The following is a 23,456-nucleotide window of genomic DNA, read 5'->3' as shown; positions in this document are numbered from 1 at the left end:
GTTAGAATGCTTGGGGGGTTGTTTGACAATGTTTTGAGAGTTTCATTGCTCTATGATTCTTGTTAGAGGCGAGGGAAGTTCAGCTAGAACAAATGGAAGCTCGCGGCGTAGCAGTTCTACCAACTCGTGATTTGGAAACTTGCTTGCTGCAATTTTCCAAACTTGACCAGCCTCAATCTGCTCTCCGGCATTCCAGTGTACTCCCCCCAAATTGAACCACGCCAGTTCATGTTCAGGATTTAACTCAATAGATCTTTGATGTGCACTAATTGACTCGCGAAAATTTCTTATTTTTTCGTGAGCGACTGCGACTTGAAACCAGCTCATATCGTCCGGTTGAATTTCTTCAGCTTGTAACAGAAGTATCGGCAAGCTTTCTTCAGGCCGATTAAGAAAATTAAGTGCAGTGCCGAGGCAGTAGCCGTAGTGCCCACCTGCAAGATCGTATGCGATACGATAGCAGCGCTCAGCTTCCTCCCAATTATCTTCTTTTTGAGCCCAATGCCCTAGGCGATCCCATAGATAGGCAACTGGCTCGCCATTTACATGACAGATAGCGGCCTCAAACTCGCGTTTAAATACCGTATAGGTCATACCCGTGTCGGGATCTTCCGACTGTAAATACAGCTTGGTCATCAAAATTTCTCGCACACCGCTGGAACAGTTGGGGTTAGCGTTCAAATATCGACTCCAAAACGGAATGCTTAGCTTTGCATTTTCAATTGAGCAGCGACAAAAGCTAGCCACCTGTTGACTACACCATGGCCAAATCCAAGATTCATTTCCCGCATCGCTCAGGAGCGTATTGATTTCGCGAAAAGCACCACGTCCATCACAGAGATTGAAGAGCGCATTTATACGCCAGCCTGAAATAGAGGAACTTTTACCCAATGCATTTTCGGCGAAAACAATGTTATCAAAATGCTCGAGTGCCTCTGTGTTCTCACCATTTCGCAGGCTATAGAGTCCTAACGCAAAGTGCGCCTCTGGAAGTTGAGGATTATGGCGTAGGGCTTCGCGGTAAAATATAGCAGCTCTAACCTCATCGCCTAATTTTTCATAACTGGTGCCGAGGTTCTTATAACACTCTGCGAATAGTGAGATACTATCATCGCCAACCATGAGTTGAAGAGCATTCTCATATTGCTTCACAGCCTCATCATCCCGCCCAAGTGCCGATAGCGCATTTCCTATTGAGTAGTGGGTACTGCCCGCATGAATTCGACCTTCATTAACTTTGGACGCCAGATAAGAAATGCTATTTTCAAGGCGTTCGGGATGCTTATTGCGTTTAGCCATACCAAGATTAATCTCTGCCATATAGCAGAAAATAATTGCATCATGATCCACAGATAGAACTGACACGAACTTATCAAATGCAGAGCTTATTATTTCGTCCTCGCCACTGTCGTACAACTTAGAAAGTATTTTTTCTGCTTGGGCTCTATCATCTGGAACATACAGACTAGGGCGAGAAGATTTTAAAATCCCTGGTAAATCTTCTGGGCTGGCAACCGTTTGCGCAACTCTAATATCGCGCAGAGACATTGCTCCAGCTTTCGCCAAACCTGCGATTGAATGCAGGTGCGATTCAGTAAGTACTTCTAAAAAATTTACGGTAAGAGTATGTTGCTGCGTCCAGTTTTTACCACTATGTTCGTACTGCCTCATTACCGTATCGGCAGAGCAGAAACGTAACGTAGCAGTTGGAACGTGGTAGCAGACAAATAAAGAGTGGGGCTGCATTAGCAGATAGTTTAGATTGGAACGCTTTATCTCTACACTTACCGAACCATCTAAATTTAGGCTGCCTTCCGCACCTTTAAGTTGAACATGGACCCTAACGTTGGTAGCACTTACGTGATCAATCACCTCTATCTGACAGTCGGTTCCATAGTCCTTTCGATCCTGCGCCTGCAGGATAAAGTCATCCGATAAAGAAAGAAAACTCTGAAAAGCAGCTTCCGCTTTGTTTTCCGTAACATGGTTTTTATGACGCATTGGTAGGTTGTTAAAGTGGTCCATCTTCTAGCCCCTAACCGTTGCGCACTGATATTGGCGTTTGAAAGAGTTGTAGCAGTCCTCTTCATTAATATGCATTGCTAGCTCCTATGTATCTCCTGAAAGACTGCTATTGGCCGAAAGCAGCCCCATCCGTAATTCCCTATCAGTCCAAGTCCCGCCAGATCAACGGATTCTATTACCGGTATCAATCAGCGACGATCTCAAACGCAGCACTCCCCCAAACCTCCCCATTAACCAAAACCCTAACCCCATGCCGCCCCACAAAATGCTTCCGCGTCGTAAAATCCCGAATCACCTGCCGCCTCCCCACAACCACTTCCCCAAACCCAGCCAACCCCACCGTCTTCAACTTGAAAACCTTCCCCGAAACCCCGCCATTCGCCTTCACATAGTCAATCGCATAATCAATCACCAACCGTTGCTCATGCGCCACCGTCGACTTCACCGTAAACGACAACGTAATCGCCTCACCCAACCTCACCACCGCCGGCTCAACCCGCACATCCAGCAACTCAACCTCAGCCTTGGCCCCCGCACCAATCACCGTCAACGCGCGCAGGTCTCCCTGTTTGATCAAACTACGCAACGCATGCTTGGCAATCCACGCCGTGTGTTTGTTCTCTAGTGGCCAGCCTTCAATCGTGTCCAGCACCCATTCCGGATGTTCCTTGGTCACGTCGTTCAGATGGTTCGCCACGGACTTGCGTACGTACAAACTCTCGTCGGCTTTCAACCGGTCAAGGATTCCGGCGGCCAGTTGCGGGTTGGCTTGCACGGGTTCCAGGCGGAATGACCAGGGCAGGCGGGGGCGGGTGCCTTCGCTGGCGAGGCGGCGGACGTGGTGGTTTTGGTCTTGGGGCCAGTCGTGCATGAGTTCCAGCGAGCGTTCGAGGTCGCTGCGCAGGAAGTGGCGGATGGCGAATTCGGAGGAGCCGAAGGTGGTGAAGTATTTGAGTGCTTGCATCGAGGTATCGAAGGCGTGGCCGCCGTAGCTGGCGACGTAGTGCGGCAGGCACATGCTGACGAATCCGCTGTTGAGGCGGGGGGCGAGTTCGCGCAGGACTTCGAGGGAATCTTCGTAGTCCAGCGGCAGTACGGCGTGCAGGCTTTCGCTGACGCGGGCCATGCGTTGCATCACCGACAATTCCGCCAGCCCTTGGTTGGCGTGCTTGAGAAACGCCTTGGCCTTGAACGCCGGGTACACGGCGCTCATTTCGCTGGCGATGTGTTGCAGGCGTTCGGCGTTGAAGATTTCCTTTAACGCCGGGGCGGCGCTGTCGGTGGTGCTCATGGTCAGGTCATCGGGGTGCTGACGAACGCTTCGAGGGTTTCGGCGTACGCGGTGTATTGGGCGATGTGCGGGTAGCGGCGGGTGTCGATCTGGTCGGGGACGACGAGGTCGGTGAAGCTCCAGGCGACGGCGAGGCTGATGCCGGCCTGGGTGAGGGTGCCGTCGGTGGGCAGGCCGGTTTTTTCCAGCTCCTGTTCGAGGGCGGTGAAGGCAGCGGCGAGTTGGCCTTCGACGCGCTCGACCCACGGTTGGTATTGGATGTCGGCCGGACGCAGGTTGCGTTCGTAGTAGAGCTGCACGGCTTTTTCACAGGCGGCGAGGCTGAGGCCGATCAGGCGCAGCGCGTGGGCGCGTTGTTTGAGGTCGGTCGGCAGCAGGCTTTTGCCGCTGGCGGCTTCGAGGTAGTCGAGGATGAGGGTGGAGTCCATCAGGACCACGCCGTCATCGAGGATCAGCGTGGGCGCCTTGACCACCGGGTTGATCTGCTGGAATTGCTCGAAATGGCGGAACACCGAGACCGATTCATGTTCGAGGTCGATGCCGAGGCGTTTGGCGGAGATCGCCACGCGGCGTACATAGGGGGAGTCCAGCATGCCGATCAGTTTCATGACGCGTTCCTTCAAGTCGAACCGGTGGGAAGGCATAACCTAGCCGAGCCTGAGGCAAATGTCAGTCGTCAAAACCGGCTTGTTCGTGAATCTCGTCCACATTCAATTCCAGCCGATACGCCACCGCCACGAACAACGCCTGACATAAACACAACGTCGCGCTCAGCGAACGGAACGCCAGTGCGCTGCCCTCATTGACCAGCAACAGGCTGTTGGCGTTTTTAGCCAAAGGCGAGAGCTGGCTGTCGGTGAGGATCAGGGTGTTGGCCTGTTGCTGGCGGGCGTAGCGCAGGCAGTGTTGGGTTTCCTTGGCATAGGGGGTGAAGCTGATGGCGATCACCAAATCACCGCTACGTACGCTGCGCATCTGCTCGCGATAACTGCCGCCAAGACCAGAAACCAGGTGAATGCGCTTGTGAGTGTGTTGCAAGTTGTAAACGAGGTAGTCGGCGACGGCGAAGGAGCGGCGCACGCCGACGACATAGATGTTGTCGGCGTTGACGATCAGGTCGACGGCTTTCTCGAACGCGACGTCGTCGAGTTCGCGGCCCAGGCGTTCGATGCCGGAGCGGGTGGCGTCGATGCATTCGCGGGCGAGGTCGCCGTCGCTGGCTGGCTGCGACTGGTTGGCGATCATGCTGCGGATGCGTTGCTGGTAGTTCTGCACTGGCGAGGCTTTATGGGTGTAGGCGCTGCGGAACAGCGCCTGCATTTGGCTGAAGCCGCTGAAGCCGAAGCGCTGCGAGAAGCGCACGATGGCGGACGGATGCACTTCGCATTCCCGCGCAATGTCGCTGATGCGATCGACCATGATCCGGTCGCTTTGCTGGCTCATGTAGGTGGCGATGCGCTTGAGTTGGCGCGGCAGGGTGTCGTATTCGTCGGTGATCAGTTGCAGCAGACGCTCGGCATTGATCGGGGGGCTGGCGAGAGGGCGCTCGTCGTTGGCCGGCAGATCGGGGCGGGGCATAAGTTATCCTTCGGGCTGATCAAATCACACTGTGGCGAGGGAGCTTGCTCCCGCTGGACTGCGAAGCAGGCCCACTGCTTTTTAAAGTTGAAGAGCAAGGGCCGCTTCGCGCCCCAGCGGGAGCGAGCTCCCTCGCCACAGTTATTTGCGGTGTGCCTGATGATAGGCGGGGTGCGGACAGTTGGCAGGGGAGATTTTCGGCGCCTGCGCAGCTGAAACGATGCACTGCACGGGCGGCATGGCTGAAAAAAATGCGACCAACTGCCGCCCGGTTAGCCGTTTGTCTTCTATATACAGCCGCTCGACTGAATTTCTTGCTATAAACGCACTCCGATGACCGCCATGAAGCCTGTGTCAGAGCTGTTTACGGCTGTTGTCGGACAAATTCCCGGTATTTACAGTTGCTGAGGCCTCAAACGGGCCTTAGACTGCCGCCCCTTCGTAAATTGAGTGCCGGGTGGCGTTTGCAATAAACGATGCCTTTTCGTCGACCGGACACGGTTCGCCGGAACGCTCCCTATTTCGCCTTAATGCACGTTTTTTTATAGAGATATCAATGACAAAGGACAAGTTGCTGGCGATGCCGGCAGATGACTACATGAATGCCGAGCAACACGCTTTCTTCACTGAGCTGTTGCAGAACATGAAAGTCGAAACCCACGAGCGCATTGAGCAAAACCGTATCGCCATCGAAAGCCTGGACACTCCGGCCGACCCGGCGGACGCGGCTTCGGTTGAAGAAGAGCGCACTTGGCTGGTGAACGCGATCGATCGCGACCAGCGCATGCTGCCGCAACTGGAACAAGCCCTTGAGCGCATCAAGGAAGACAGCTTTGGCTGGTGCGACGACAGCGGCGAGGCCATCGGCCTGAAACGTCTGCTGATCAGCCCGACCACCAAGTACTGCATCGAAGCTCAAGAGCGTCACGAGCAGATCGACAAGCACCAGCGTCAGGCCTGATTCCATGGCTGCCCCCTGAATGGGGGGCGCCTGCAAAAGATCGCAGCCTTCGGCAGCTCCTACACGAGCTGACGGGGCTGCGATCTTTGCATTTGTTCGTCTGCGATATTTCGCGCGCCGTTCCTTTGACCTGCTGCAGACCCCACGACTAACGGACCATGGATAATGGCGTTCTAGTGGCGTTTAATGCAGCCACAACAATGAGAACAAGCGTGGGGTGTTGATATGACGAGAGATGGATCTCTGGTTGGGGCTATGCCCGCACCAGTGCTGTTGCCGAAAAACCGCTGGATCGCTCCGACCCTGCAAAGCATCGCCCTGATGCTGTTGCTCGCCGGCATGACGCTGGGTGGATGGTCGCTGTACATCGGCATGCCGCTGGCGGTGCTGCTTGTCTGGCTGCCGCGCCTGCGCTCGCGTGCCGTCGCCGATGTTGTGCCTGCCGAGACCGGTAGCGCGATTTCCGAACTCACCCGCGATCTTTCCCACACCACCAGTCATAACGCGCTGTCAGCCGCCGGCGTGGCGTTTTCCGTCAAGCAACTGGCGAGCAAACTTGAATCGCAACTCGATGCGGCGGCGCAGATTGTCAACAACGCCGAAGTGATGATCGCCACCGAACACGCCACCTCACAGCTCAGCCGTGAAGCGCTGGAGGCTGCCAGCGAAGCGCATCACAGCAGCGCAGCCGGGCGCACTGAACTGGTGGATTCGATTGCGCGTATGCATCAACTCAGTCAGCGCGCCAATGCCAGCCGTGAGTTGATCGAAGCCCTGAGTCTGCGCAGCGATGACATTCAGCGCGTAACCCTGGTGATTCAGTCCATCGCCAGCCAGACCAATCTGCTGGCGTTGAACGCTGCGATTGAAGCAGCGCGGGCTGGCGAGCATGGTCGCGGTTTCGCAGTGGTGGCGGATGAGGTGCGTGGTCTGGCGGCCCGGACGGCCTCGGCGACCGGCGAAGTCGGGGAGATGGTCGCCGATATTCAGCAACGCACGGCGCAAGTGGTGGAGCAGATCCGCGAGCTGTCCAGCGATTTGCAGACCGGTGTCGAACAAGTTGAAAACACCGGCCAGCATTTGGAAAACATCGCGCGGCTGGCGGCCGGGGTGGAAACCCAGGTCGGTGAAATCGCCCGTGGCGCAGAAACCAACCGTGAGCAGCTCGACAGTCTGTTCAAGGCCATTGAGCAGATGCGCAGTGATCTGGCGATCAGCGATCAACAGACCCGGCGCCTGGCCGAGGCCGCCGTACAGATGGAAGGCCAGGCGGAAACCATCAGCGAGCGTCTGGCCGAAGTTGGTCTGGATGACTATCACCAGCGCGTCTATGACCTGGCGCGTGAGGGCGCGAGTCAGATTGCGGCGCGGTTCGAGGCGGACGTCGATCAGGGGCGGATCAGCCTCGATGATCTGTTCGACCGTCAGTATCAGCCGATTCCCGGCCCGCAACCGGCGAAGTTTCAGACTCGTTTTGATCGCTATACCGATCAGGTGCTGCCGGCGATTCAGGAGCCGTTGCTGCCACGCCACGAGGGCTTGGTGTTCGCCATCGCCTGCACGCAGCAGGGTTATGTGCCGACGCACAACCTGGCGTTCAGTCAGCCGTTGACTGGCGACGTGCAGGTGGACGCGGTGGGCAACCGCACCAAACGCAAGTTCGCCGATCGCACCGGGATTCGCTGCGGCAGCCATCAACAAGCGGTGTTGCTGCAGACTTACACCCGTGACACCGGGGAGCTGATGCACGACTTGTCGGTGCCGATCATGGTCAAGGGCCGGCATTGGGGCGGTCTGCGCCTGGGATATAAGCCGGAGAGTCCGCGCTGATCGATTGTTACCGCTCGTGCAATGAATCTGTGCACGGGCGTTGCTGTTTCCTCTGCGACGAAGTCACTAACATTGCTATTAGTTAGGTAGCTAATGAAGTCGAGAGGTCAGTATGTGCAGAGTCGATGTCGCAGTGATGATTGGCAGTGGTGTGCCCGCCGGATTGCGCGCGATGGGCCGCAGCGTCTGCTGGGTGGTGTTGCTCAACGGTGAGCGGCGTGGCACCGCGTTCGCCAGTCGCGACGAGGCGGAGGAGTGCAAGGCTGCCTGGCTCGCGCAACTGATGGCCGAGCCTGGCGACAGCCTGCACTGACATGTATTAACGGCCGTCGTGCAGGCGTACGTTCAATTCATCGACCATCACCGCTTCTTCGCCGTCGGCGCGCAGCCATTCCTTCAGAAGCTGCGCCTGTTGCGGCGTCCAGAAGTCGGCATCGATCAACTTGGTGTTGGCGTCCAGCGGATGCGCTTCAATGAAATCGTCGATTGCTCCGTCTTCCGATGGCAGGCCCAGTTGGTCGAACAGGGTTTTCAGATCATATGCTGGCAGTTCCATCGTGTACTCCTTTTGCGTGTGCCGGAATGGCGCTGTCGCTTGCTCTTTATCTGAGGCAGCCGTTGGACAAGAGTTCGATTCGTGATTCAAGCGAGCGGGCGAGGGCGCACGCTTCGTTATGGTCTTCGCGGAAACCTCTTACACGTCCGGTAGACGATTCCTTGATATGAAAGAACGCGTTACCCGCCGGTACTACCTGAAATCGCGGCGCGTAAGCGCTTTGTGCGTAGGGGGCAAGGTCCGGTAAGTCAGCGCCTTGCAGCACGAAAGGTTGATCGATGCCGGGGTTGGAAGGCTGGGCAAAGTGAGTCAGAGTGCACATATGAAGTCCTTTTCATGGGGTAGCCGACGGTTACAGGTCGGTTTGGGTAGTCGGAAGGAGCATCGCTGCTCTAGAATCGCCAGTGCCTGTTGGCGACAGGTGTCTATCTAAAGCAATTTTTTACCGGTGATATGTCGGAAAAAGGCTTTTTTTCGTCAGCTTTTTCCCTAAAGTTTGTAGTCCGTCTTCACTACGCTTAAGTGAGGACTTTTCCTTCAAGGCCTGGCGAACGTCGAGCCAAGTTTCTCGCGTGACTTTCCAGTAGTCTTGCGAACTCGCGATGAATGGGCGTTCTGCTTGTTTCAGGTTTACTGAAGTCATTCGGTAACAGCATCGGCCTGGCCGTTTTTTTTGCCGTGCGTGTTTTGGCGCAGGGTACTTTTCAGATGTGGGGATGTTTCTTTGGCAGTCAGTAATCTCGATATGCATGCTTTGTTCGTGTTGGGTGATTTGCGTGCAAAGCTGGTCAAGCAGTTTCAATCGCGTTTTGTTTACATCACCGAACAGAACGCCGAAGGCATTTATGTGGCCGAGATCGACACCGAAAGTGCGTTGGTAGTCGATGACAAACCGGGGCTCAAGCTCAAGGTCGGCGATCATTTCAGCGCTGCCGTTCTGCCCAGCCGTGAAGGCGGCAAGATGGATATTCGCTTTCGCGAAATCAAACTGACGGTGTATGGCCTGGGCGACTATGCCTTTGTCGATACCGCGGACGGTCACGCGATCCTGTTCAAGGAAGGCCATAGCGTGGTGACGGTGTTTGCCGCGCATCAGCAATTGCAGGAAGGCCTGACCAAGACCCTGAAAGCCGTGACCGGTAAAGCGGCGAAGTGGCGCAAGGGCGAACTGATCACGTTCAAGGCCAGCGAGTGAGCGGTGGTGTGAGTCGTGCCGACTTCCATTCGCAGAACCTCGATCGCGCGCGTGAAGAGGCCTTGCGGCTGTTTCACGCCAAAGCCGAGTTGCAGGGCGCGTGGCTGAACTGGGTGGCAGCGCAGATCTACACCTTGCGGCCTGCGGAATACGCCAGCATGGTCAGACGCGAGCTGCAAAGCTTGCAGGAAAAGTCTGAAACGTAACCTCGTCGGGAACCGGTCCCGGAAAAAGCAGGAACCTCGGCTACAGTCAGTTGACTGAGTATTCAGAGGCTTGCGGTCTTCTGCCAGGCCATCCTGCTATTGCTGAGAACAGCGCGAGGTGCAAAAGCATGAAAGGATTTCGACGGTTACTGGCCGCCAGCGTGGTCTCGTTCGGTGTGCTGGCATTGGCGCAACCGGTAACGGCGGCGCAGACGCCCATCCATTTTGCCGACCTGAACTGGGAAAGCGGCAGCCTGATCACCGATGTTCTGCGGATCATCGTCGAGAAGGGCTATGGCCTGCCGACCGATACGCTGCCGGGCACCACCATCACCCTGGAAACCGCCCTGGCCAACAATGACATTCAGGTCATTGGCGAAGAGTGGGCCGGGCGCAGTCCGGTGTGGGTCAAGGCCGAAGCCGAGGGCAAGGTCGCCAGCCTGGGGGATACGGTCAAGGGTGCCACTGAAGGCTGGTGGGTGCCGGAATACGTGATCAAGGGCGATCCGGCCAAGGGCATCAAACCCATGGCCCCGGACTTGCGCAGTGTCAATGACCTGAAGAAATACAAGGACGTGTTCGCTGATCCCGAGAACCCGAGCAAAGGGCGTTTCCTCAACAGCCCGATCGGCTGGACCTCGGAAGTGGTGAACAAACAGAAGTTGACCGCTTACGGCCTGCAGGATGACTACACCAATTTCCGCAGCGGATCGGGTGCGGCGCTGGACGCTGAAATCACCTCATCGATTCGTCGAGGCAAACCGGTGCTGTTCTATTACTGGTCGCCAACGCCGCTGCTGGGCAAATTCAAACTGGTGCAGCTGGAGGAGCCGCCGTTCGATGCCGAGGCGTGGAAGACGTTGACCGATGCCGACAACCCGAATCCGAAACCGACCCGTTCGCTGGCGTCGAAGCTGTCGATCGGGGTCTCTGCACCGTTCCAGAAAGAGTATCCGCAGATCGCGGCTTTCTTCAGCAAGGTGGATTTACCTATCGAGCCGCTGAACAAGGCGCTGGCCGAGATGAGCGAGAAGCACACCGCGCCACGCCAGGCGGCGGAAGCGTTCATGAAGGCGCATCCGGAGGTGTGGCAGGCGTGGGTGCCGAAGGATGTGGCGGAGAAGGTGGCGGCTGATCTGAAGTAGGTGACGAGTCCGCTGGCCTCTTCGCGAGCAAGCCCGCTCCCACAGGAAGACGCGTTCCAATTGTGGGAGCGGGCTTGCTCGCGAAGCTTTTACGCTTTTAAAACTTCGTCTGCACCGCCAATTCAAAGGTACGCGGTGTGCCCAGATAGTACGCCGGCGAAACATGCGCAAACTCGGCATACACCTCATTGGTCAGGTTACGCACCCGACCAGTGACGGTGGTGTGCGAGTCGACCTTGTAGCTGAGGAAACTGCCGAACAGCGTGTACGACGGCACGGTCATGGTGTTCGCCGTATCCGCATACACCGAGGCCACATACCGTGCATCGACCCCACCTTGCCATTGCGGCGAAAAATCATAAGTCAGCCATAGATTGCCGACCCGATCCGGAACGTTGGTTGGCGTGTTGCCCTTGCGCGACACCACTACGCCGGCGGCATTCTTTTCGGTGAAGTCGTCGTATTGCGCATCGACCCAGGCGAAGTTGCCTTCGGCCAACAGCTTGTCGGTGATCCGCAGGGAGCTGGCGATTTCGATGCCTTTCGAGGTTTGCTGACCCACCGGGATGCTGCTGGTCGGGTCCAGCGGATCGGTCACGGCGAAGTCTTTGCGCTCGATGGTGTACGCGGCCACCGTCGCCGAGCCACGGCCGTCCAGGTAGTCGAACTTGCTGCCGATTTCCCACTGTTTGCCCGTTGAAACATCGAAGTCTTGAGTACCGTTCGGCTGCTCGGCGGCGGTGCTGTATTGCACGTAGACGTTGGCCGCTGGAATGAACTGGTAGGTCAGGCCGACGCGCCCGGTGACCGGCTCCCAACTGCGTTTGAGGTGCTTCGGATTGGCGGCCGTCACGGTGCGATGGTTGGTCACGTCGAGGTCGATGTCGTCGTAACGCAGGCCGCTGAGCAACGCCAGTTTATCGGTCAGTGCCAAGCGGTTTTCCACGAACAGCGCTTTGGTGGTGACCTCGTTGGTCTTGTCGCTGATCAGCGCCGGGTTGGTGCCGGGAATGTCGTAGAAGTGCCCAGGCCGGTAGTGGTTCGGATCGACCGTGCTCGCGCCTTTGATATTCAGTGGCGAGTTGGTGGTCTGGTTGACCTTGTACTCGAAACCGCCGGACCAGGTGGTGTCGAGGCCGAACAGGGTGTTGTCGTGGCGCAGTTCGAACTGGTTGCCGTTCTGCTCGCCCTGATGCCGTACTTGATAGGCGGTGGAGCGGTTCACCGCGCTGTTGTCGGCGTTGTACTGGTAGGTCTCGAGATTGCGGTAATCGCGCTGGCTGTCGAGGTGATACAGCGTGTTGCGCAGGGTGGTGCTGTCGTTGATCCGGTAGTCGATGATCGAGCGCACCCAGATCGTGCGCTGTTCGTAGCGCCCGTCCTCGACGTTGTAGTTGTTGAAGCGGTTGTGTTTGTCGATCTTCAACTCGCCGGCCTTGGGGTTGAGCACCGGCGTGCCCCAGTAGGGGCTGTCTTCGTGTTCGTCCTGATATTCCAGGGCCAGGGTGTGCGACAGATCTGGCGTGAGGTCGCTGAGCAACGAGAACGCTACGCTCCAGGCATCGCGTTCCTGCCGGTCGATGTAGCCGTTGCTGGTGTTGTGGCTGACATCGAGCCGCGCGTAGTGCTGCACGTCGGCGCTTGGGTCGGTCAGCGCGTGATTGAGGCCGAACGCGGTTTCGGTGGTGTCGTAACTGCCGTAGCTGACGCGACCTTCAGCGGCTTGTTCGTCGCGAGTTGCCAGTTTGGTCACGTAGTTCAGCGAACCTCCCACCGAGCCTGCGCCGTTGATCAGTGACGAAGGCCCGCCCACCAGCTCGACCCGATCATAGATCCACGAATCCACCGGCCGGGCGAGACCACCAGAGACGGTGACGCCGTTGAACATCTGGGTGATCTGGCTGCTGGTAAAGCCGCGGTAGGAGACGAATCCGCCAAAGCCTGGCGGCGCGCTGGCATTGACCCCGGGCAGGGTATTGGCGGCGTCCTGGAAGTTTTGCGCGCCGTGACGTTCGATGTCGTTGCGGTTGGCGACGGCCACCGAGGCCGGCGTGTCGCGCACGCTCAAGCCGAGGCGCGAGGCCATGCCGCTGGATTGATCGAGGCTCAGGCCCGGTTCGCTGGTGGATTCGCCGTCGATGGTGATCGGCGCCAGGTCCACGGTGGATTGCGCCCAGGCGTTAAGGGACAGGCAGCCGCACAGGCTCGCCAGCAGAGGAATATGTTTCATCGTTGAATCCTGAATGCTTGTCTAGGAGTCAGCGCACAGGCGAACGCCGCGCGTTGGCGCAGTGGGCTGAACAATCAAAAGGGCGAAGACACTCAGGCGAGCGGTGGGGCGCGAGGGTTGGCCGAAGGCCAGGTGAAGCGGGCAGGGAGGTCGGCGCTGACGATGGGTGCCAGCGGCGGGCTGTGTTGCTCGGGCAGAACCGCGAGGGTCAGGCTGGAGTTGAATGCCGGGCCCATGCCGCCGCCGACCGAGCACAGCGGACAGCCGAACGCCTTGGACAGGGTCGGCAGTTGCTCTTCGGTGGGATTGCTGGCCAGCGGCGCCTGAGTGGCCGGGTCGACCGCACAGAACTGGCCGCCGATACCGTTGAGCTGCATCCCGACCATTTGCCCGTGACCGATGCTGCAGGCGAACACGTTGAACAGGACGCAGCAATAGAGCATCCAGGCCAGCAGTGAGCGATCGGAACGGGTGAATTTCATGGGGCGGCACTTTACCGTACCGCCGATCGGTCGTGCACTTCAAAAAATGCCAACTAGGATGTTTTGTTCAAATCCCTGGAAAGGATTCTCGACCATGACCTTTGTGTTGGCTCAATGGCTGGTGACGATATTTGCAGTGATCGCCCTGGTACATGTGTATTGGGCGCTGGGTGGACAATGGGCGGCGGTAGCGGCGGTACCGCAAGTGCCGGTGCAAGGTCTGGTGGCAACGGTGCGACCGGCGTTCAAACCGTCAGGCTGGATTACCTTGGTGGTGGCCGCAGCATTATTGGCGATTGCCGCGCTGGTATGCATGCGGGTCGGCTGGGGCATGCCGGCGGTGCACCACAAGGCGTTGCAATGGGTGATCAGTGCGATTGCATTGTTGATGTTTGCCCGGGCGATCGGTGATTCGAATCTGGTGGGGTTTTTCAAAGAGGTGAAGGGTTCGCGGTTTGCGCGACTGGATACCTGGGTGTATTCGCCGCTTTGTCTGGTGTTGGGGGCGGGGTTGTTGGCGGTGGCTTGGGTCTGACCCGGCTCATGGGTTGGCAGTACCGGCCTCTTCGCGAGCAAGCCCGCTCCCACAGGGGAAATGCATTCCAAATGTGGGAGCGGGCTTGCTCGCGAAGAGGCCCGCTCAGACACCATAGGTGTAGAAACTAACTACCACTCTCGGTCCTGCGACTACTCACCTCAGCCGGCACATCATCCCCGGCCATGCGCTTGCGGAACAGCGCCGCCCGCGCCAGCAGCAGCGTGGTCACCGGTACGGTAATCGCCAGCAGAATCGGAATCAGCCACGCGTGCAGCACGGGCCCGGACTTGAGCACCGAGAAGCAGATGATCGATGCCAGCGCCACACACCAGGCGCCCAGCGTCGATGCCAGCGCCGGTGGGTGCATGCGCTGGAAGTAATCCTTCATGCGCAGCAATCCGGTAGCGCCAATCAGCGCAAACACTCCGCCGAGCACCAGCAGGATCGCCACCGGAATCTCGACCCACAGCGACAATTCAGCATTCATTCGATCACCTCGCCACGCAGCAGGAATTTCGCCAGGGCAAACGAGCCGACGAAGCCGAACAGCGCGATCAGCAGCGCCGCTTCGAAGTAAGTGTCACTGGAATAACGAATGCCCAACGTCAGCATCATCAGCATGGCGACGATGTACAGGTAATCCAGAGCGAGTACCCGATCCTGTGCCGAAGGCCCCTTGAACAGGCGAATCAAGGTCAGGACCATCGCCAGCGAGAATAGAAACAGCGTCAGCAGAATCGCGTTCGACAGCAGCGGGCTCATTCGAAAATCTCCATCAACGGCTGCTCGTAGGCAGTCTTGAAGTGGTGGATGAAGTGCGCCTCGTCATCCAGATCCCAAACGTGCAGCAGCAGGATGCTGCGATCCAGCGCCAGCTCCGACCACACGGTGCCGGGCACCACGGTGCAGATCATCGCCAGAGCGGCCAGACCGTGGGCGTCGCGCAGGTCCAGCGGCACTTTGACGAAGCGCGAACGCGGCGGTCGGCGACCGGCGTTGAGCACGCCCCAGGCGACGATCAGGTTGGAGAGGATCACGTCACGACCGACCAGCAGGAACAGGCGCAGGATCTTCAGCGGGCGGCGAATGCGTACCTGTTTCGGACGCAGCTTGCGCATCATCAGCGGTGCCGCGAACCCCAGTATTGCACCGAGCAGCAGATTGCCCGGGCTGACAGACAGGTTCAGCGTGAGCCACAAGGCCCACAGTGCCAGTGACAGCCACGGCGCGGGAAATATACGCTTCATGGTTGCACCTCCAGCATCGCCGCCTTGGCTTCAGGGCTTGGCACGGCGCGAGTGCCGAGCACCGCCATCACGTATTGCTGCGGATTGTTCAAGGCGTCGGCGGTGGCCTGGGTGTAGCGCAGCAATGGCTCGGCCTTGAAGGTCAGTGCGATGCTCAGCCCCAGCAACAGGAAGATCGGCGCACATTCAAGCTTGCGCAGCAGCGGCGAAGGGCGCTCTTCGGGTGTCCAGAAACGCTGGATACCCATACGGGCGAATGCCATCAGTGAGGCCAGTCCGGAGAGGATCAGCAGCGCCAGCAACGCCCATGCGGCATTCGAGATTGGAGCATCAGTTCCCAGCCCCAATGGATTGAGCAGGGCACCGATCAGGTTGAGCTTGCCGATGAACCCGGACAGCGGCGGCATACCGATGATCAGCAGCGCGCAGGCAATGAAGCTCAAACCGAGAAACGCCATGGTCCACGGAATGACCTGACCGACCACCGCTTTCTGTTCGTCGTCGAGGTTGATGCCCTTGGGCGGTTGCAAGGATTCCTGCGGACGTGGCAACAACTCGTTTTCGTCCTCCAGCGGGATTTCGTTGGCCGAACGCGAACGCTCAATCAGTTCGGCCAACAGGAACAGTGCGCTCAGGGCCAGGGTCGAGCTGACCAGATAGAACAGCGCTGCGCCGATCAGGTTCGGCTGGGCGAAACCTACCGCCGACAGGAGAATCCCCGCCGACACCAGAATGCTCAGGCTGGCCATGCGCTCCAGACGTTGCGCGGCCAGAATCGCCAGCGCCGCACAGGCCATGGTCGCCATGCCGCCGTAGATCAGCCAGTCACCACCGAAGAATGCCGAAGCCCCGGCTTGCCCGGAGAACAGCAGCGTCCACAGGCGCAGCAGGGTGTAGACGCCAACCTTGGTCATGATCGCGAACATCGCCGCCACCGGTGCGCTCGCCGAGGAGTAGGCCGGCACCAGCCAGAAGTTCAGCGGCCACATACCAGCCTTGGCCAGGAACGCCACGGCGAGAATCCCCGCGCCGGCGTGCAGCAAGCCACGGTCGGCTTCCGGCACCAGTGGAATCTTCAGCGCCAGATCGGCCATGTTCAGGGTGCCGGTGACGCCATAGATCAGCGCCGCGCCAATCAGGAACAGCGACGAGGCCAGCAGGTTGATCGAGATGTAATGCAGCCCCGACGACACCCGCGCCCGACCCGAGCCGTGCAGCAACAGGCCATAAGAGGCGGCGAGCAGCACTTCGAAGAACACGAACAGGTTGAACAGGTCGGCGGTGAGGAACGCGCCGTACAGGCCCATCAGTTGAATCTGGAACAGCGCGTGGAAGCTCGACCCCGCGCCGTCCCAGCGCGCCATGGCAAACAGCAGGGCGCTGACACCGATGATGCCGGTCAGCACCAGCATCAACGCCGACAGGCGATCGACCACCAGCACGATGCCGAACGGCGCTTGCCAGTTGCCCGGCAGGTACACGCCGATGGACCCGGGCACACCGGTGGTTTGCGTCCACTGCAGCAGCATCACCGAAATGAACAGGCCGACGAGGCTGGAGAACAGATTGATTTTCGCCTTCAGCGGGCGGTGCTTTTCGCCGAGCATCAACATGATGGCGGCGGTCAGCAGCGGCAGCAGGATCGGTGCGGCGATCAGGTGAGTCATTGCCATCATTCCTTGGGCTCCCGGCCGTCGACGTGGTCGGTGCCGGTCAGGCCCCGCGACGCCAGCAGCACCACCAGGAACAGCGCGGTCATGGCAAAGCTGATGACAATGGCCGTCAGCACCAGGGCCTGCGGCAGCGGATCGGTGTAGTGCAGCAGGTCCTGGGTCACGCCGTCCTTGATCACCGGCTCTTTACCGATGAACAGGCTGCCCATGCTGAAGATGAACAGGTTGACCGCGTAGGACAACAGGCACAGGCCCATGACCACCTGGAATGTCCGTGGCCGCAACACCAGCCAGACACCGGACGCGGCGAGTACGCCGATGGCGATTGCGATGACTTCTTCCATCAGACGGCTCCTTTGCTGGCGACGGACTTGGGCAGCGACGCGGTCTTGTGACCACGCACCGATTGGTGGGCGAGAGCGGTCAGAATCAGCAGCGTCGAGCCGACCACCACGGCGTACACGCCGATATCGAAGAACAGCGCACTGGCGATATGGATCTCGCCCAGCAGCGGCAATGCGAAATGCCAGGTGTGGGTGGTCAGGAACGGATAGCCGACCGCCATCGCCCCGAGACCGGTGGCGGTGGCAAACAGCAGGCCGGTGCCCATCCAGCGCAGCGGTCGCAGGCTCATTTGCGCCTCGACCCACTGGGTGCCAGCGACCATGTATTGCAGGATGAACGCCACTGACATCACCAATCCGGCGACGAAACCGCCGCCCGGCTGGTTGTGGCCGCGCATGAACAGGTAGAACGACACCACCAGCGCAATCGGCAGCAACAGGCGCACCAGCACTGCCGGCACCATCATGAAACCGAGCGCGGTGTCGCTGGCTGTACGCGGGTTGACCAGATCGGTGACCACGTCCGGCGCGAGCAAGCGTTGCTGGGCCGGCAATTGCAGGCTTTCTTTCGGCGGGCGGAAGCGGCGCAGCAGGGCGAACACGGTCAGCGCCACGGCCACCAGCACGGTGATTTCACCGAGGGTGTCGAAGCCACGGAAGTCCACCAGCATCACGTTGACCACGTTGCTGCCACCGCCCTCGGGCATGGCACGGCTGAGGTAGAACGAGGAAATGTCGTTGGGCGTCTGCCGCGTCAGCATGGCGTAGGACAGCAGTGCCATGCCGGCGCCGACCGCAATCGACAGCAGCAAGTCGCGCAAGCGGCGCACCCGGGCCTTGCGCAGGCTCGATGGCAGTGGCGAGACTTCTTCGATGCGTCGTGGCAGCCAGCGCAGGCCGAGCAGGATCAGCACCGTGGTCACCACTTCGACCGCCAGTTGCGTCAGCGCCAGATCCGGCGCCGAGAACCAGACGAAGGTCACGCAGGTCATCAGCCCGCAGACGCTGACCATGGTCAGGGCGGCGAGACGGTGATACTTGGCCTGCCATGCCGCGCCGAGGGCGCAGGCAATCGCCAGCAGCCACAGGGTGACGAACACGATGGAGCCCGGAATTTTCGGCCGGTCGCCCCAGCTCAGGCTGCTGTGCAGCATCGGGATCAGCCCGGCGAGCACCGCCGCCAGGACCATCAGGAACAATTGCATCTGCAGGCGCCGGGTGCCGAGTCGGCGTTCTACCCGACGGGCCATGCGCATCATGATCACCAGACTGCGCTCGAACAAACGCTTGCCGTTGAAGCGGCCCACCAGCGGCGGGTATTTGAAGCGGCCACGCTTGAGCTGGTTGCGCAACAGCAGATAGACCACGATGCCGCCGGACATGGCGATCAGACTCATGATCATCGGTGCATTCAGACCGTGCCAGATCGCCAGGCTGTACTCGGGCAACGTGCCGCCCACCACCGGCAGCGCGGCGGCCGCGAGCAGCGGGCCGACCACTTGCGCCGGGAAGATCCCGACGACCAGACAGGTGAACACCAGCAGCTCCACCGGCGCACGCATCCAGCGCGGCGGTTCGTGCGGGGTGTGCGGCAGGTCGGTAGCCGTCGGGCCGAAGAACACATCGACGGTAAAGCGCAGCGAGTAGGCGACGCTGAACGTACCGGCGATGGTCGCGACGATCGGCAGTGTTGCTTCGACCCACGCGGTGGCGTTGATGAACACGGTTTCGGCGAAGAACATTTCTTTCGAGAGGAAACCGTTGAGCAGCGGCACGCCGGCCATCGACGCACTGGCAACCATCGCCAACGTGGCGGTGAACGGAATCAGTTTGATCAGGCCGCTGAGTTTGCGGATGTCACGGGTGCCGCTCTCGTGGTCGATGATCCCGGCGGCCATGAACAGCGAAGCCTTGAAGGTCGCGTGATTGAGGATGTGGAACACCGCCGCGACCGCTGCCAGTGGGCTGTTCAGACCCAGCAGCAAGGTGATCAAGCCCAAATGGCTGATGGTCGAGTAGGCCAGCAGACCCTTGAGGTCGTTCTGGAACATTGCGCAGTAGGCGCCGAGCAACAACGTACACGCACCGGCGCCGCTGACGATGTAGAACCACTCTTCACTGCCGGACAGCGACGGCCACAGGCGCGCGAGCAGGAACACTCCGGCCTTGACCATGGTCGCCGAGTGCAGATAAGCCGAAACCGGGGTGGGCGCCGCCATGGCGTGCGGCAGCCAGAAATGGAAGGGGAACTGGGCGCTTTTGCTGAGTGCGCCGATGAGGATGAGGGGAAGCAGAACAGGGTAGAGGGCATGTGCGCGAATCAGATCGCCGGCGGCCAGGACCTTGTCCAGGTCATAGCTGCCGACGACATGGCCGAGGATCATGACCCCCGCCAGCAGGCACAATCCTCCCGCACCGGTGACCATCAGCGCCATATAGGCGCCACGCCGGGCGTCAGAGCGGTGGTGCCAGTAGCCGATCAACAGGAACGAGAAGAGGCTGGTCAGCTCCCAGAAGAACACGATCTGGATCAGGTTGCCGGAGATCACCAGCCCGAGCATGGCGCCCATGAACGCCAGGAAGAAGGCGAAGAAGCGCGGCACCGGGTCGTCCGGCGACATGTAATAACGCGCATATAAAGAGACGAGTGCGCCGATGCCCAGCACCAGCAGCGAGAACAGCCAGGCGAAGCCGTCCATGCGCAGGACGAAGTTCAGACCCAGGCTGGGCAGCCACATGAACTCTTCGCGAATCACCCCGCCGTGGGCGATTTGCGGGTACAACAGCGCGACCTGCACGGTGCCGATCAAAGCGACCAGACCTGCCAACAGGGATTCGGTATTACGCGCGTTGTGTGGCAGCACCGCTGCCAGACAGCTGCCAATGAATGGCAGAAGCAGTAGAACTATCAGGGACATAGGCTTCTAATCTGCGGAAGTTTGTGAAGCATCATACGTGCCAGCTCCCTGATTACCAAACCCGAGGATGTCTCAGAATCCTACAAAGTAGTCTGAAAAATTTGGTTTGGCATTGTTTCAGGGGGAGGGATGTTGTGACGGATGGACCTTTCGCGAGCAAGCCCGCTCCCACATTTGAAATACATTTCAAGGTGGGAGCGGGCTTGCTCGCGAAAGCGATAGGGCAGACGCTAAAAATATCGAGGATCAGCCCTGGGTTTCCCGCTCCAGCTCAGCGTCCACTTCGTCAACCTTACCCTTGGTCTTCAACTCACTGACAATCACCGCCGCGACAATCAACCCCGCGCCAACCAAGGCAATCGCCGGCAAGCGCTCCCCGGCAATCCGCCCGACGATCCCGGCCCACACCGGCTCACCGGCATAGATCAAGGTTGCCCGGGTCGGTGAAACACTCTTCTGCGCCCAGTTCATCGCCACCTGAATCGCCGCACTCGCTGCGCCGAGACCCAGCGCGGTCACCAGCAAGGTCCAGGAAAAATCCGGAAGCGCTTCGCCGGTCGGCACCACCAGCAGGAACGACAGCACCGAGGTCACCGCCAGTTGCACCACGGTCACCCGGCGCACATCGACCTGACCGGCGTAGGTGCTGATCAGAATGATCTCGGCGGCAATCGCGATGGCGCTGATCAGCGTGGCGATTTCCCCGGGGCTGAAATTCAGCGAAGCCCCGGACGGACCGGACAACAGCATCAACCCGGTAAACGCCAGCATGATGCCAATGCTTGGCATCAACCCCGGACGACGGCCCAGCACCAGCCATTGCAGCAACGGCACGAAGGGCACGTACAGCGCGGTGATGAATGCCGACTGACTGCTCGGGATCGTTTGCAGGCCAACCGTCTGCAAGCCGTAACCAAGCATGATCGCCACGCCGATGAAGGCGCCGGCCTTGAGTTCGAACAGGGTCAGTTCACGCAAGTGACGCCAGGAGAACAGCGCGACGATGCAAGCCGCCGCCGCAAAGCGCAGGCCGACGAAGAACATCGGGCCGCTGACGGTCATGGCGTGTTGCACCAGCAGGAACGTGCCGCCCCAGACCATAGTGATCAGCACCAGCACGCACTCGGCCTTGCTGAAGCGGGAGAAGCGAAGAGGCGTGGGGGAGCTGTTCACTGACGTCATGACCTTGCGCACTATAAAAGGCAGGACGCACAATGCGCCCAACGTTGCGCAGTATACTGCCCAACCCCACCGAGTGAGCAATATAGTGCACAAAGATTCCAGCCAACGGGCGTCCGTCCTGCAACACGTCAGTCATAACGTCCGGCGCCTGCGCCACGCTGCCGACATGAGCCAGACCGCGCTGGCGGAAAAGTCCGGCGTCAGTCGGCGCATGCTGGTGGCGATCGAGGCCGGGGAAAAGAATGTCAGCCTGACCACCCTAGACCGCGTCGCCGAAGCGCTCGACGTGGCCTTCAGCGACCTGATCCAGGCCCCCGACGCGCGCGATACCAGCCGCATCAACGAGGTGGCGTGGGCCGGAGTGATTCCCGGCAGCAAAGCGGTGTTGTTGTCCAAGGCGACCGCTACCCGTGAAGTCGAGCAGTGGGAATGGTGCCTGCAACCGGGCGAGGTCTATCCCTCGCAACCGGATGCCGATGGCTGGAGCGAACAGATTTACGTATTCGAGGGTTGCTTGACGTTAACGGTTGGCGACGTGACCAACACCATTTCTGCCGGTGAGTTTTTCATGTTTGCCAGCAACCAGCCGCACGGCTATCGCAATGACGGAGCGGTCGCGGTGCGGTTTGTGCGCAATGTGGTGATTTGAAATGAATCAGAACGCAGACATCCTGATTATCGGCGGGGGCCTTAGCGGTACGATGCTGGCCGTGCAATTGCTGCGACTGCCCGGCCAACGCCAGATCCTGATCATCGAGCCACGCGCTGAACTTGGGCGCGGTGAAGCTTACAGCGCGGTCGAGCTGGGGCATACGCTCAACGGCAATGCGGCGCGCATGAGTGTCGACCCGGACAACCCGGATGATCTGACTCAATGGCTGACCGCGCACATTGCCGCCGGCGGCTGGCCGCAATCTGCCGAGCAGAACGTGCCGATCAGTGAGCTGTTCCCGCCACGCGGATTGTTTGGCGTGTATGTGCAGCAGCGTCTGGCCGAAGCGCGGGTCGTTGGTGCGCAGCACGGTTCGACGGTCGAGCACATCTGCGCCGAAGTCGTCGATGTGCAAACCGATGCCGACTCGGTGCAACTGAGCTTGAGCAATGGGCAGACGCTGCGCGGTGCCCACGCCGTGCTCGCCACGGGCATGTTCCCCGCCGCCCGCACGCCGCAGAAAGAGTCCAGTGGCCTGAACGCCGCTGCGCTTGATCCGTGGGATGTTGCGGCCATGCGCCAGCTCGATCCGCAATCGACCGTGCTGATCATCGGCTCCGGCCTGACCATGGTCGATGCGGTGGTTTCGCTGGAGCAGGCCGGGCATCGCGGGCCGATCGAAGTGTTTTCCCGTCATGGACTGTTGCCCCACGTGCGTCGACAACCGCCGGCGTGGGTGGATTTCCTCGCCGAGGATCAGAGCATTCGCACGCCGCGACAGTTGTTGCGCGAGCTACGTCGGCATTGTCGTGAGGCGATCGTCCAAGGCATCGACTGGCAGGCGCCGCTGGACACGGTGCGGGCGCACATCGGACGGCTGTGGAGTCAGGCGACTGACGTGCAGCGTCGACAATTCGTACGTCATGTACGGCCGTGGTGGGAGAGTCATCATCACCGTTCGCCACCGTTGAGTGCGGCATTGGTGGAGCGCTTGCACAACGAGGGGCGGTTGCGGATTCAGGCGGCGTCGTTCAAGGGGCTTGAGCCGGTGGTGGGCGAGGGTGTGAGCATTCGGATTCGGCGTCGGGGCGAGGTGGAAACCTGTGTGGTACAGGGGGCAGCGCTGATCAATTCCAGCGGCATCGAGTACGACTGGCGCCGCGTCGCGCGGCCGCTGCCCCAGCAATTGTTGGCGCGCGGGCTGGTGCGCCCCGGGCCGTTGGCCTTGGGGATTGCGGCGGCGGTGGACGGTGCGGTGCTGGACGCTGAAGGGCAGGCCGGCAGCCGATTGTTCGCGATGGGGCCACCGTTGCGCGGGATGTGGTGGGAGAGTACGGCGGTGACGGATGTGGCATTGCAGGCGAAGGCGCTGGCGGCGCGGCTGGTGGAATGAAAGCAGACCG

At 59.7% G+C, this 23,456-nt stretch carries 24 protein-coding genes; 9 read left to right on the top strand and 15 right to left on the bottom strand.

The window, feature by feature from the left end:
* Positions 1–42: 42 nt before the first annotated feature.
* The 4 genes from ACVHNU_RS13395 to ACVHNU_RS13380 form a co-directional block, all read right to left on the bottom strand.
* On the bottom strand, positions 43–2,025 hold the full coding sequence (locus ACVHNU_RS13395; RefSeq protein ID WP_473019958.1) for a tetratricopeptide repeat protein: 1,983 nt from the start codon (positions 2,023–2,025) through the stop codon (positions 43–45).
* 184 nt (positions 2,026–2,209) lie between these two features.
* Positions 2,210–3,316, bottom strand: a complete 1,107-nt coding sequence (locus ACVHNU_RS13390; protein WP_473019957.1) for a DNA alkylation repair protein — start codon at positions 3,314–3,316, stop codon at positions 2,210–2,212.
* A 2-nt stretch (positions 3,317–3,318) separates the two neighbouring features.
* On the bottom strand, positions 3,319–3,924 hold the full coding sequence (locus ACVHNU_RS13385) for a glutathione S-transferase (protein ID WP_134786682.1): 606 nt from the start codon (positions 3,922–3,924) through the stop codon (positions 3,319–3,321).
* A gap of 61 nt (positions 3,925–3,985) precedes the next feature.
* Complete coding sequence (locus ACVHNU_RS13380; RefSeq protein ID WP_103520071.1) at positions 3,986–4,894, bottom strand: MurR/RpiR family transcriptional regulator; 909 nt, start codon at positions 4,892–4,894, stop codon at positions 3,986–3,988.
* 556 nt (positions 4,895–5,450) lie between these two features.
* Here ACVHNU_RS13380 and ACVHNU_RS13375 point away from each other — a divergent pair.
* From ACVHNU_RS13375 to ACVHNU_RS13365, 3 genes are all read left to right on the top strand, one after another.
* Positions 5,451–5,855 carry a TraR/DksA family transcriptional regulator gene (locus tag ACVHNU_RS13375; RefSeq protein WP_003225981.1) on the top strand — a complete coding sequence of 135 codons (405 nt, stop codon included), beginning with the start codon at positions 5,451–5,453 and terminating at the stop codon, positions 5,853–5,855.
* A gap of 225 nt (positions 5,856–6,080) precedes the next feature.
* Positions 6,081–7,685 (top strand): methyl-accepting chemotaxis protein, encoded by a 1,605-nt coding sequence (locus ACVHNU_RS13370; RefSeq protein ID WP_473019956.1) that lies wholly within the window; start codon positions 6,081–6,083, stop codon positions 7,683–7,685.
* A 112-nt stretch (positions 7,686–7,797) separates the two neighbouring features.
* Positions 7,798–7,998: a hypothetical protein gene (locus ACVHNU_RS13365; protein WP_003225978.1), complete on the top strand. Its 201-nt coding sequence runs from the start codon at positions 7,798–7,800 to the stop codon at positions 7,996–7,998.
* A gap of 6 nt (positions 7,999–8,004) precedes the next feature.
* Here the strand turns inward: ACVHNU_RS13365 and ACVHNU_RS13360 are convergent, their stop codons facing one another.
* Positions 8,005–8,241, bottom strand: a complete 237-nt coding sequence (locus ACVHNU_RS13360) for a DUF2789 family protein (RefSeq protein ID WP_003225976.1) — start codon at positions 8,239–8,241, stop codon at positions 8,005–8,007.
* Positions 8,242–8,287: 46 nt separating this feature from the next.
* Positions 8,288–8,563: a hypothetical protein gene (locus tag ACVHNU_RS13355; RefSeq protein ID WP_103520069.1), complete on the bottom strand. Its 276-nt coding sequence runs from the start codon at positions 8,561–8,563 to the stop codon at positions 8,288–8,290.
* Positions 8,564–8,965: 402 nt separating this feature from the next.
* On the opposite strand from ACVHNU_RS13355, the gene ACVHNU_RS13350 reads away from it, so the two are divergent.
* The 3 genes from ACVHNU_RS13350 to ACVHNU_RS13340 all read left to right on the top strand — a co-directional run bounded on the left by ACVHNU_RS13350 (position 8,966) and on the right by ACVHNU_RS13340 (position 10,787).
* A complete protein-coding gene (locus ACVHNU_RS13350) occupies positions 8,966–9,436 on the top strand; it encodes a hypothetical protein (protein WP_003225973.1) in 471 nt (156 codons plus the stop codon).
* 8 nt (positions 9,437–9,444) lie between these two features.
* Entirely contained in the window at positions 9,445–9,642 is a 198-nt protein-coding gene (locus tag ACVHNU_RS13345; RefSeq protein WP_103484200.1) for a hypothetical protein, read from the top strand.
* A 128-nt stretch (positions 9,643–9,770) separates the two neighbouring features.
* Positions 9,771–10,787 carry an ABC transporter substrate-binding protein gene (locus ACVHNU_RS13340; protein WP_003225969.1) on the top strand — a complete coding sequence of 339 codons (1,017 nt, stop codon included), beginning with the start codon at positions 9,771–9,773 and terminating at the stop codon, positions 10,785–10,787.
* Positions 10,788–10,884: 97 nt separating this feature from the next.
* Here the strand turns inward: ACVHNU_RS13340 and ACVHNU_RS13335 are convergent, their stop codons facing one another.
* Both ACVHNU_RS13335 and ACVHNU_RS13330 read right to left on the bottom strand, forming a co-directional pair.
* Entirely contained in the window at positions 10,885–13,017 is a 2,133-nt protein-coding gene (locus ACVHNU_RS13335) for a TonB-dependent receptor (RefSeq protein WP_473019955.1), read from the bottom strand.
* A 92-nt stretch (positions 13,018–13,109) separates the two neighbouring features.
* Positions 13,110–13,499 carry a DUF2946 domain-containing protein gene (locus ACVHNU_RS13330; protein ID WP_262142581.1) on the bottom strand — a complete coding sequence of 130 codons (390 nt, stop codon included), beginning with the start codon at positions 13,497–13,499 and terminating at the stop codon, positions 13,110–13,112.
* A 94-nt stretch (positions 13,500–13,593) separates the two neighbouring features.
* On the opposite strand from ACVHNU_RS13330, the gene ACVHNU_RS13325 reads away from it, so the two are divergent.
* Positions 13,594–14,034 carry a DUF3995 domain-containing protein gene (locus tag ACVHNU_RS13325; RefSeq protein WP_473019954.1) on the top strand — a complete coding sequence of 147 codons (441 nt, stop codon included), beginning with the start codon at positions 13,594–13,596 and terminating at the stop codon, positions 14,032–14,034.
* Positions 14,035–14,161: 127 nt separating this feature from the next.
* On the opposite strand, the gene ACVHNU_RS13320 is transcribed toward ACVHNU_RS13325, so the two are convergent.
* The 7 genes from ACVHNU_RS13320 to ACVHNU_RS13290 form a co-directional block, all read right to left on the bottom strand.
* Positions 14,162–14,524, bottom strand: a complete 363-nt coding sequence (locus ACVHNU_RS13320) for a Na+/H+ antiporter subunit G (RefSeq protein ID WP_473019953.1) — start codon at positions 14,522–14,524, stop codon at positions 14,162–14,164.
* Positions 14,521–14,799, bottom strand: coding sequence for a K+/H+ antiporter subunit F (locus ACVHNU_RS13315; protein ID WP_003225959.1), 279 nt, complete (start codon positions 14,797–14,799; stop codon positions 14,521–14,523). The genes ACVHNU_RS13320 and ACVHNU_RS13315 overlap by 4 nt, the downstream gene beginning before the upstream one ends.
* Entirely contained in the window at positions 14,796–15,284 is a 489-nt protein-coding gene (locus tag ACVHNU_RS13310) for a Na+/H+ antiporter subunit E (protein WP_473019952.1), read from the bottom strand. Before ACVHNU_RS13310 ends, ACVHNU_RS13315 begins: the two co-directional genes overlap by 4 nt.
* Entirely contained in the window at positions 15,281–16,960 is a 1,680-nt protein-coding gene (locus ACVHNU_RS13305) for a monovalent cation/H+ antiporter subunit D (protein WP_003225955.1), read from the bottom strand. Before ACVHNU_RS13305 ends, ACVHNU_RS13310 begins: the two co-directional genes overlap by 4 nt.
* On the bottom strand, positions 16,957–17,301 hold the full coding sequence (locus ACVHNU_RS13300; protein ID WP_003225953.1) for a Na+/H+ antiporter subunit C: 345 nt from the start codon (positions 17,299–17,301) through the stop codon (positions 16,957–16,959). The genes ACVHNU_RS13305 and ACVHNU_RS13300 overlap by 4 nt, the downstream gene beginning before the upstream one ends.
* A complete protein-coding gene (locus ACVHNU_RS13295; protein WP_473019951.1) occupies positions 17,301–20,219 on the bottom strand; it encodes a monovalent cation/H+ antiporter subunit A in 2,919 nt (972 codons plus the stop codon). Before ACVHNU_RS13295 ends, ACVHNU_RS13300 begins: the two co-directional genes overlap by 1 nt.
* A 246-nt stretch (positions 20,220–20,465) precedes the next feature.
* Positions 20,466–21,401 (bottom strand): DMT family transporter, encoded by a 936-nt coding sequence (locus tag ACVHNU_RS13290; RefSeq protein ID WP_473019950.1) that lies wholly within the window; start codon positions 21,399–21,401, stop codon positions 20,466–20,468.
* Between the two features lie 85 nt (positions 21,402–21,486).
* On the opposite strand from ACVHNU_RS13290, the gene ACVHNU_RS13285 reads away from it, so the two are divergent.
* Positions 21,487–22,050, top strand: coding sequence for a helix-turn-helix domain-containing protein (locus tag ACVHNU_RS13285; protein ID WP_226500202.1), 564 nt, complete (start codon positions 21,487–21,489; stop codon positions 22,048–22,050).
* Position 22,051: 1 nt separating this feature from the next.
* Entirely contained in the window at positions 22,052–23,446 is a 1,395-nt protein-coding gene (locus ACVHNU_RS13280) for an FAD/NAD(P)-binding protein (protein WP_473019949.1), read from the top strand.
* Positions 23,447–23,456 lie beyond the last annotated feature (10 nt).

The organism is Pseudomonas sp. Ors-4-3C (assembly GCF_055755035.1).
The sequence above is the reverse complement of the archived record's forward strand: the minus strand, read 5'-3'. Positions and strand labels throughout refer to the sequence as shown.

Excerpts from the sequence above, each read along its gene's own strand:
- ACVHNU_RS13370 (WP_473019956.1), top strand. The coding sequence starts at position 6,081 with ATGACGAGAGATGGATCTCTGGTTGGGGCTATGCCCGCACCAGTGCTG.
- ACVHNU_RS13335 (WP_473019955.1), bottom strand. The coding sequence starts at position 13,017 with ATGAAACATATTCCTCTGCTGGCGAGCCTGTGCGGCTGCCTGTCCCTT.
- ACVHNU_RS13365 (WP_003225978.1), top strand. The coding sequence starts at position 7,798 with ATGTGCAGAGTCGATGTCGCAGTGATGATTGGCAGTGGTGTGCCCGCC.
- ACVHNU_RS13290 (WP_473019950.1), bottom strand. The coding sequence starts at position 21,401 with ATGACGTCAGTGAACAGCTCCCCCACGCCTCTTCGCTTCTCCCGCTTC.
- ACVHNU_RS13385 (WP_134786682.1), bottom strand. The coding sequence starts at position 3,924 with ATGAAACTGATCGGCATGCTGGACTCCCCCTATGTACGCCGCGTGGCG.
- ACVHNU_RS13325 (WP_473019954.1), top strand. The coding sequence starts at position 13,594 with ATGACCTTTGTGTTGGCTCAATGGCTGGTGACGATATTTGCAGTGATC.
- ACVHNU_RS13380 (WP_103520071.1), bottom strand. The coding sequence starts at position 4,894 with ATGCCCCGCCCCGATCTGCCGGCCAACGACGAGCGCCCTCTCGCCAGC.
- ACVHNU_RS13310 (WP_473019952.1), bottom strand. The coding sequence starts at position 15,284 with ATGAAGCGTATATTTCCCGCGCCGTGGCTGTCACTGGCACTGTGGGCC.
- ACVHNU_RS13375 (WP_003225981.1), top strand. The coding sequence starts at position 5,451 with ATGACAAAGGACAAGTTGCTGGCGATGCCGGCAGATGACTACATGAAT.
- ACVHNU_RS13340 (WP_003225969.1), top strand. The coding sequence starts at position 9,771 with ATGAAAGGATTTCGACGGTTACTGGCCGCCAGCGTGGTCTCGTTCGGT.
- ACVHNU_RS13300 (WP_003225953.1), bottom strand. The coding sequence starts at position 17,301 with ATGGAAGAAGTCATCGCAATCGCCATCGGCGTACTCGCCGCGTCCGGT.
- ACVHNU_RS13315 (WP_003225959.1), bottom strand. The coding sequence starts at position 14,799 with ATGAGCCCGCTGCTGTCGAACGCGATTCTGCTGACGCTGTTTCTATTC.
- ACVHNU_RS13320 (WP_473019953.1), bottom strand. The coding sequence starts at position 14,524 with ATGAATGCTGAATTGTCGCTGTGGGTCGAGATTCCGGTGGCGATCCTG.
- ACVHNU_RS13295 (WP_473019951.1), bottom strand. The coding sequence starts at position 20,219 with ATGTCCCTGATAGTTCTACTGCTTCTGCCATTCATTGGCAGCTGTCTG.
- ACVHNU_RS13395 (WP_473019958.1), bottom strand. The coding sequence starts at position 2,025 with ATGGACCACTTTAACAACCTACCAATGCGTCATAAAAACCATGTTACG.
- ACVHNU_RS13390 (WP_473019957.1), bottom strand. The coding sequence starts at position 3,316 with ATGAGCACCACCGACAGCGCCGCCCCGGCGTTAAAGGAAATCTTCAAC.
- ACVHNU_RS13305 (WP_003225955.1), bottom strand. The coding sequence starts at position 16,960 with ATGATGGCAATGACTCACCTGATCGCCGCACCGATCCTGCTGCCGCTG.
- ACVHNU_RS13360 (WP_003225976.1), bottom strand. The coding sequence starts at position 8,241 with ATGGAACTGCCAGCATATGATCTGAAAACCCTGTTCGACCAACTGGGC.
- ACVHNU_RS13330 (WP_262142581.1), bottom strand. The coding sequence starts at position 13,499 with ATGAAATTCACCCGTTCCGATCGCTCACTGCTGGCCTGGATGCTCTAT.
- ACVHNU_RS13280 (WP_473019949.1), top strand. The coding sequence starts at position 22,052 with ATGAATCAGAACGCAGACATCCTGATTATCGGCGGGGGCCTTAGCGGT.
- ACVHNU_RS13355 (WP_103520069.1), bottom strand. The coding sequence starts at position 8,563 with ATGTGCACTCTGACTCACTTTGCCCAGCCTTCCAACCCCGGCATCGAT.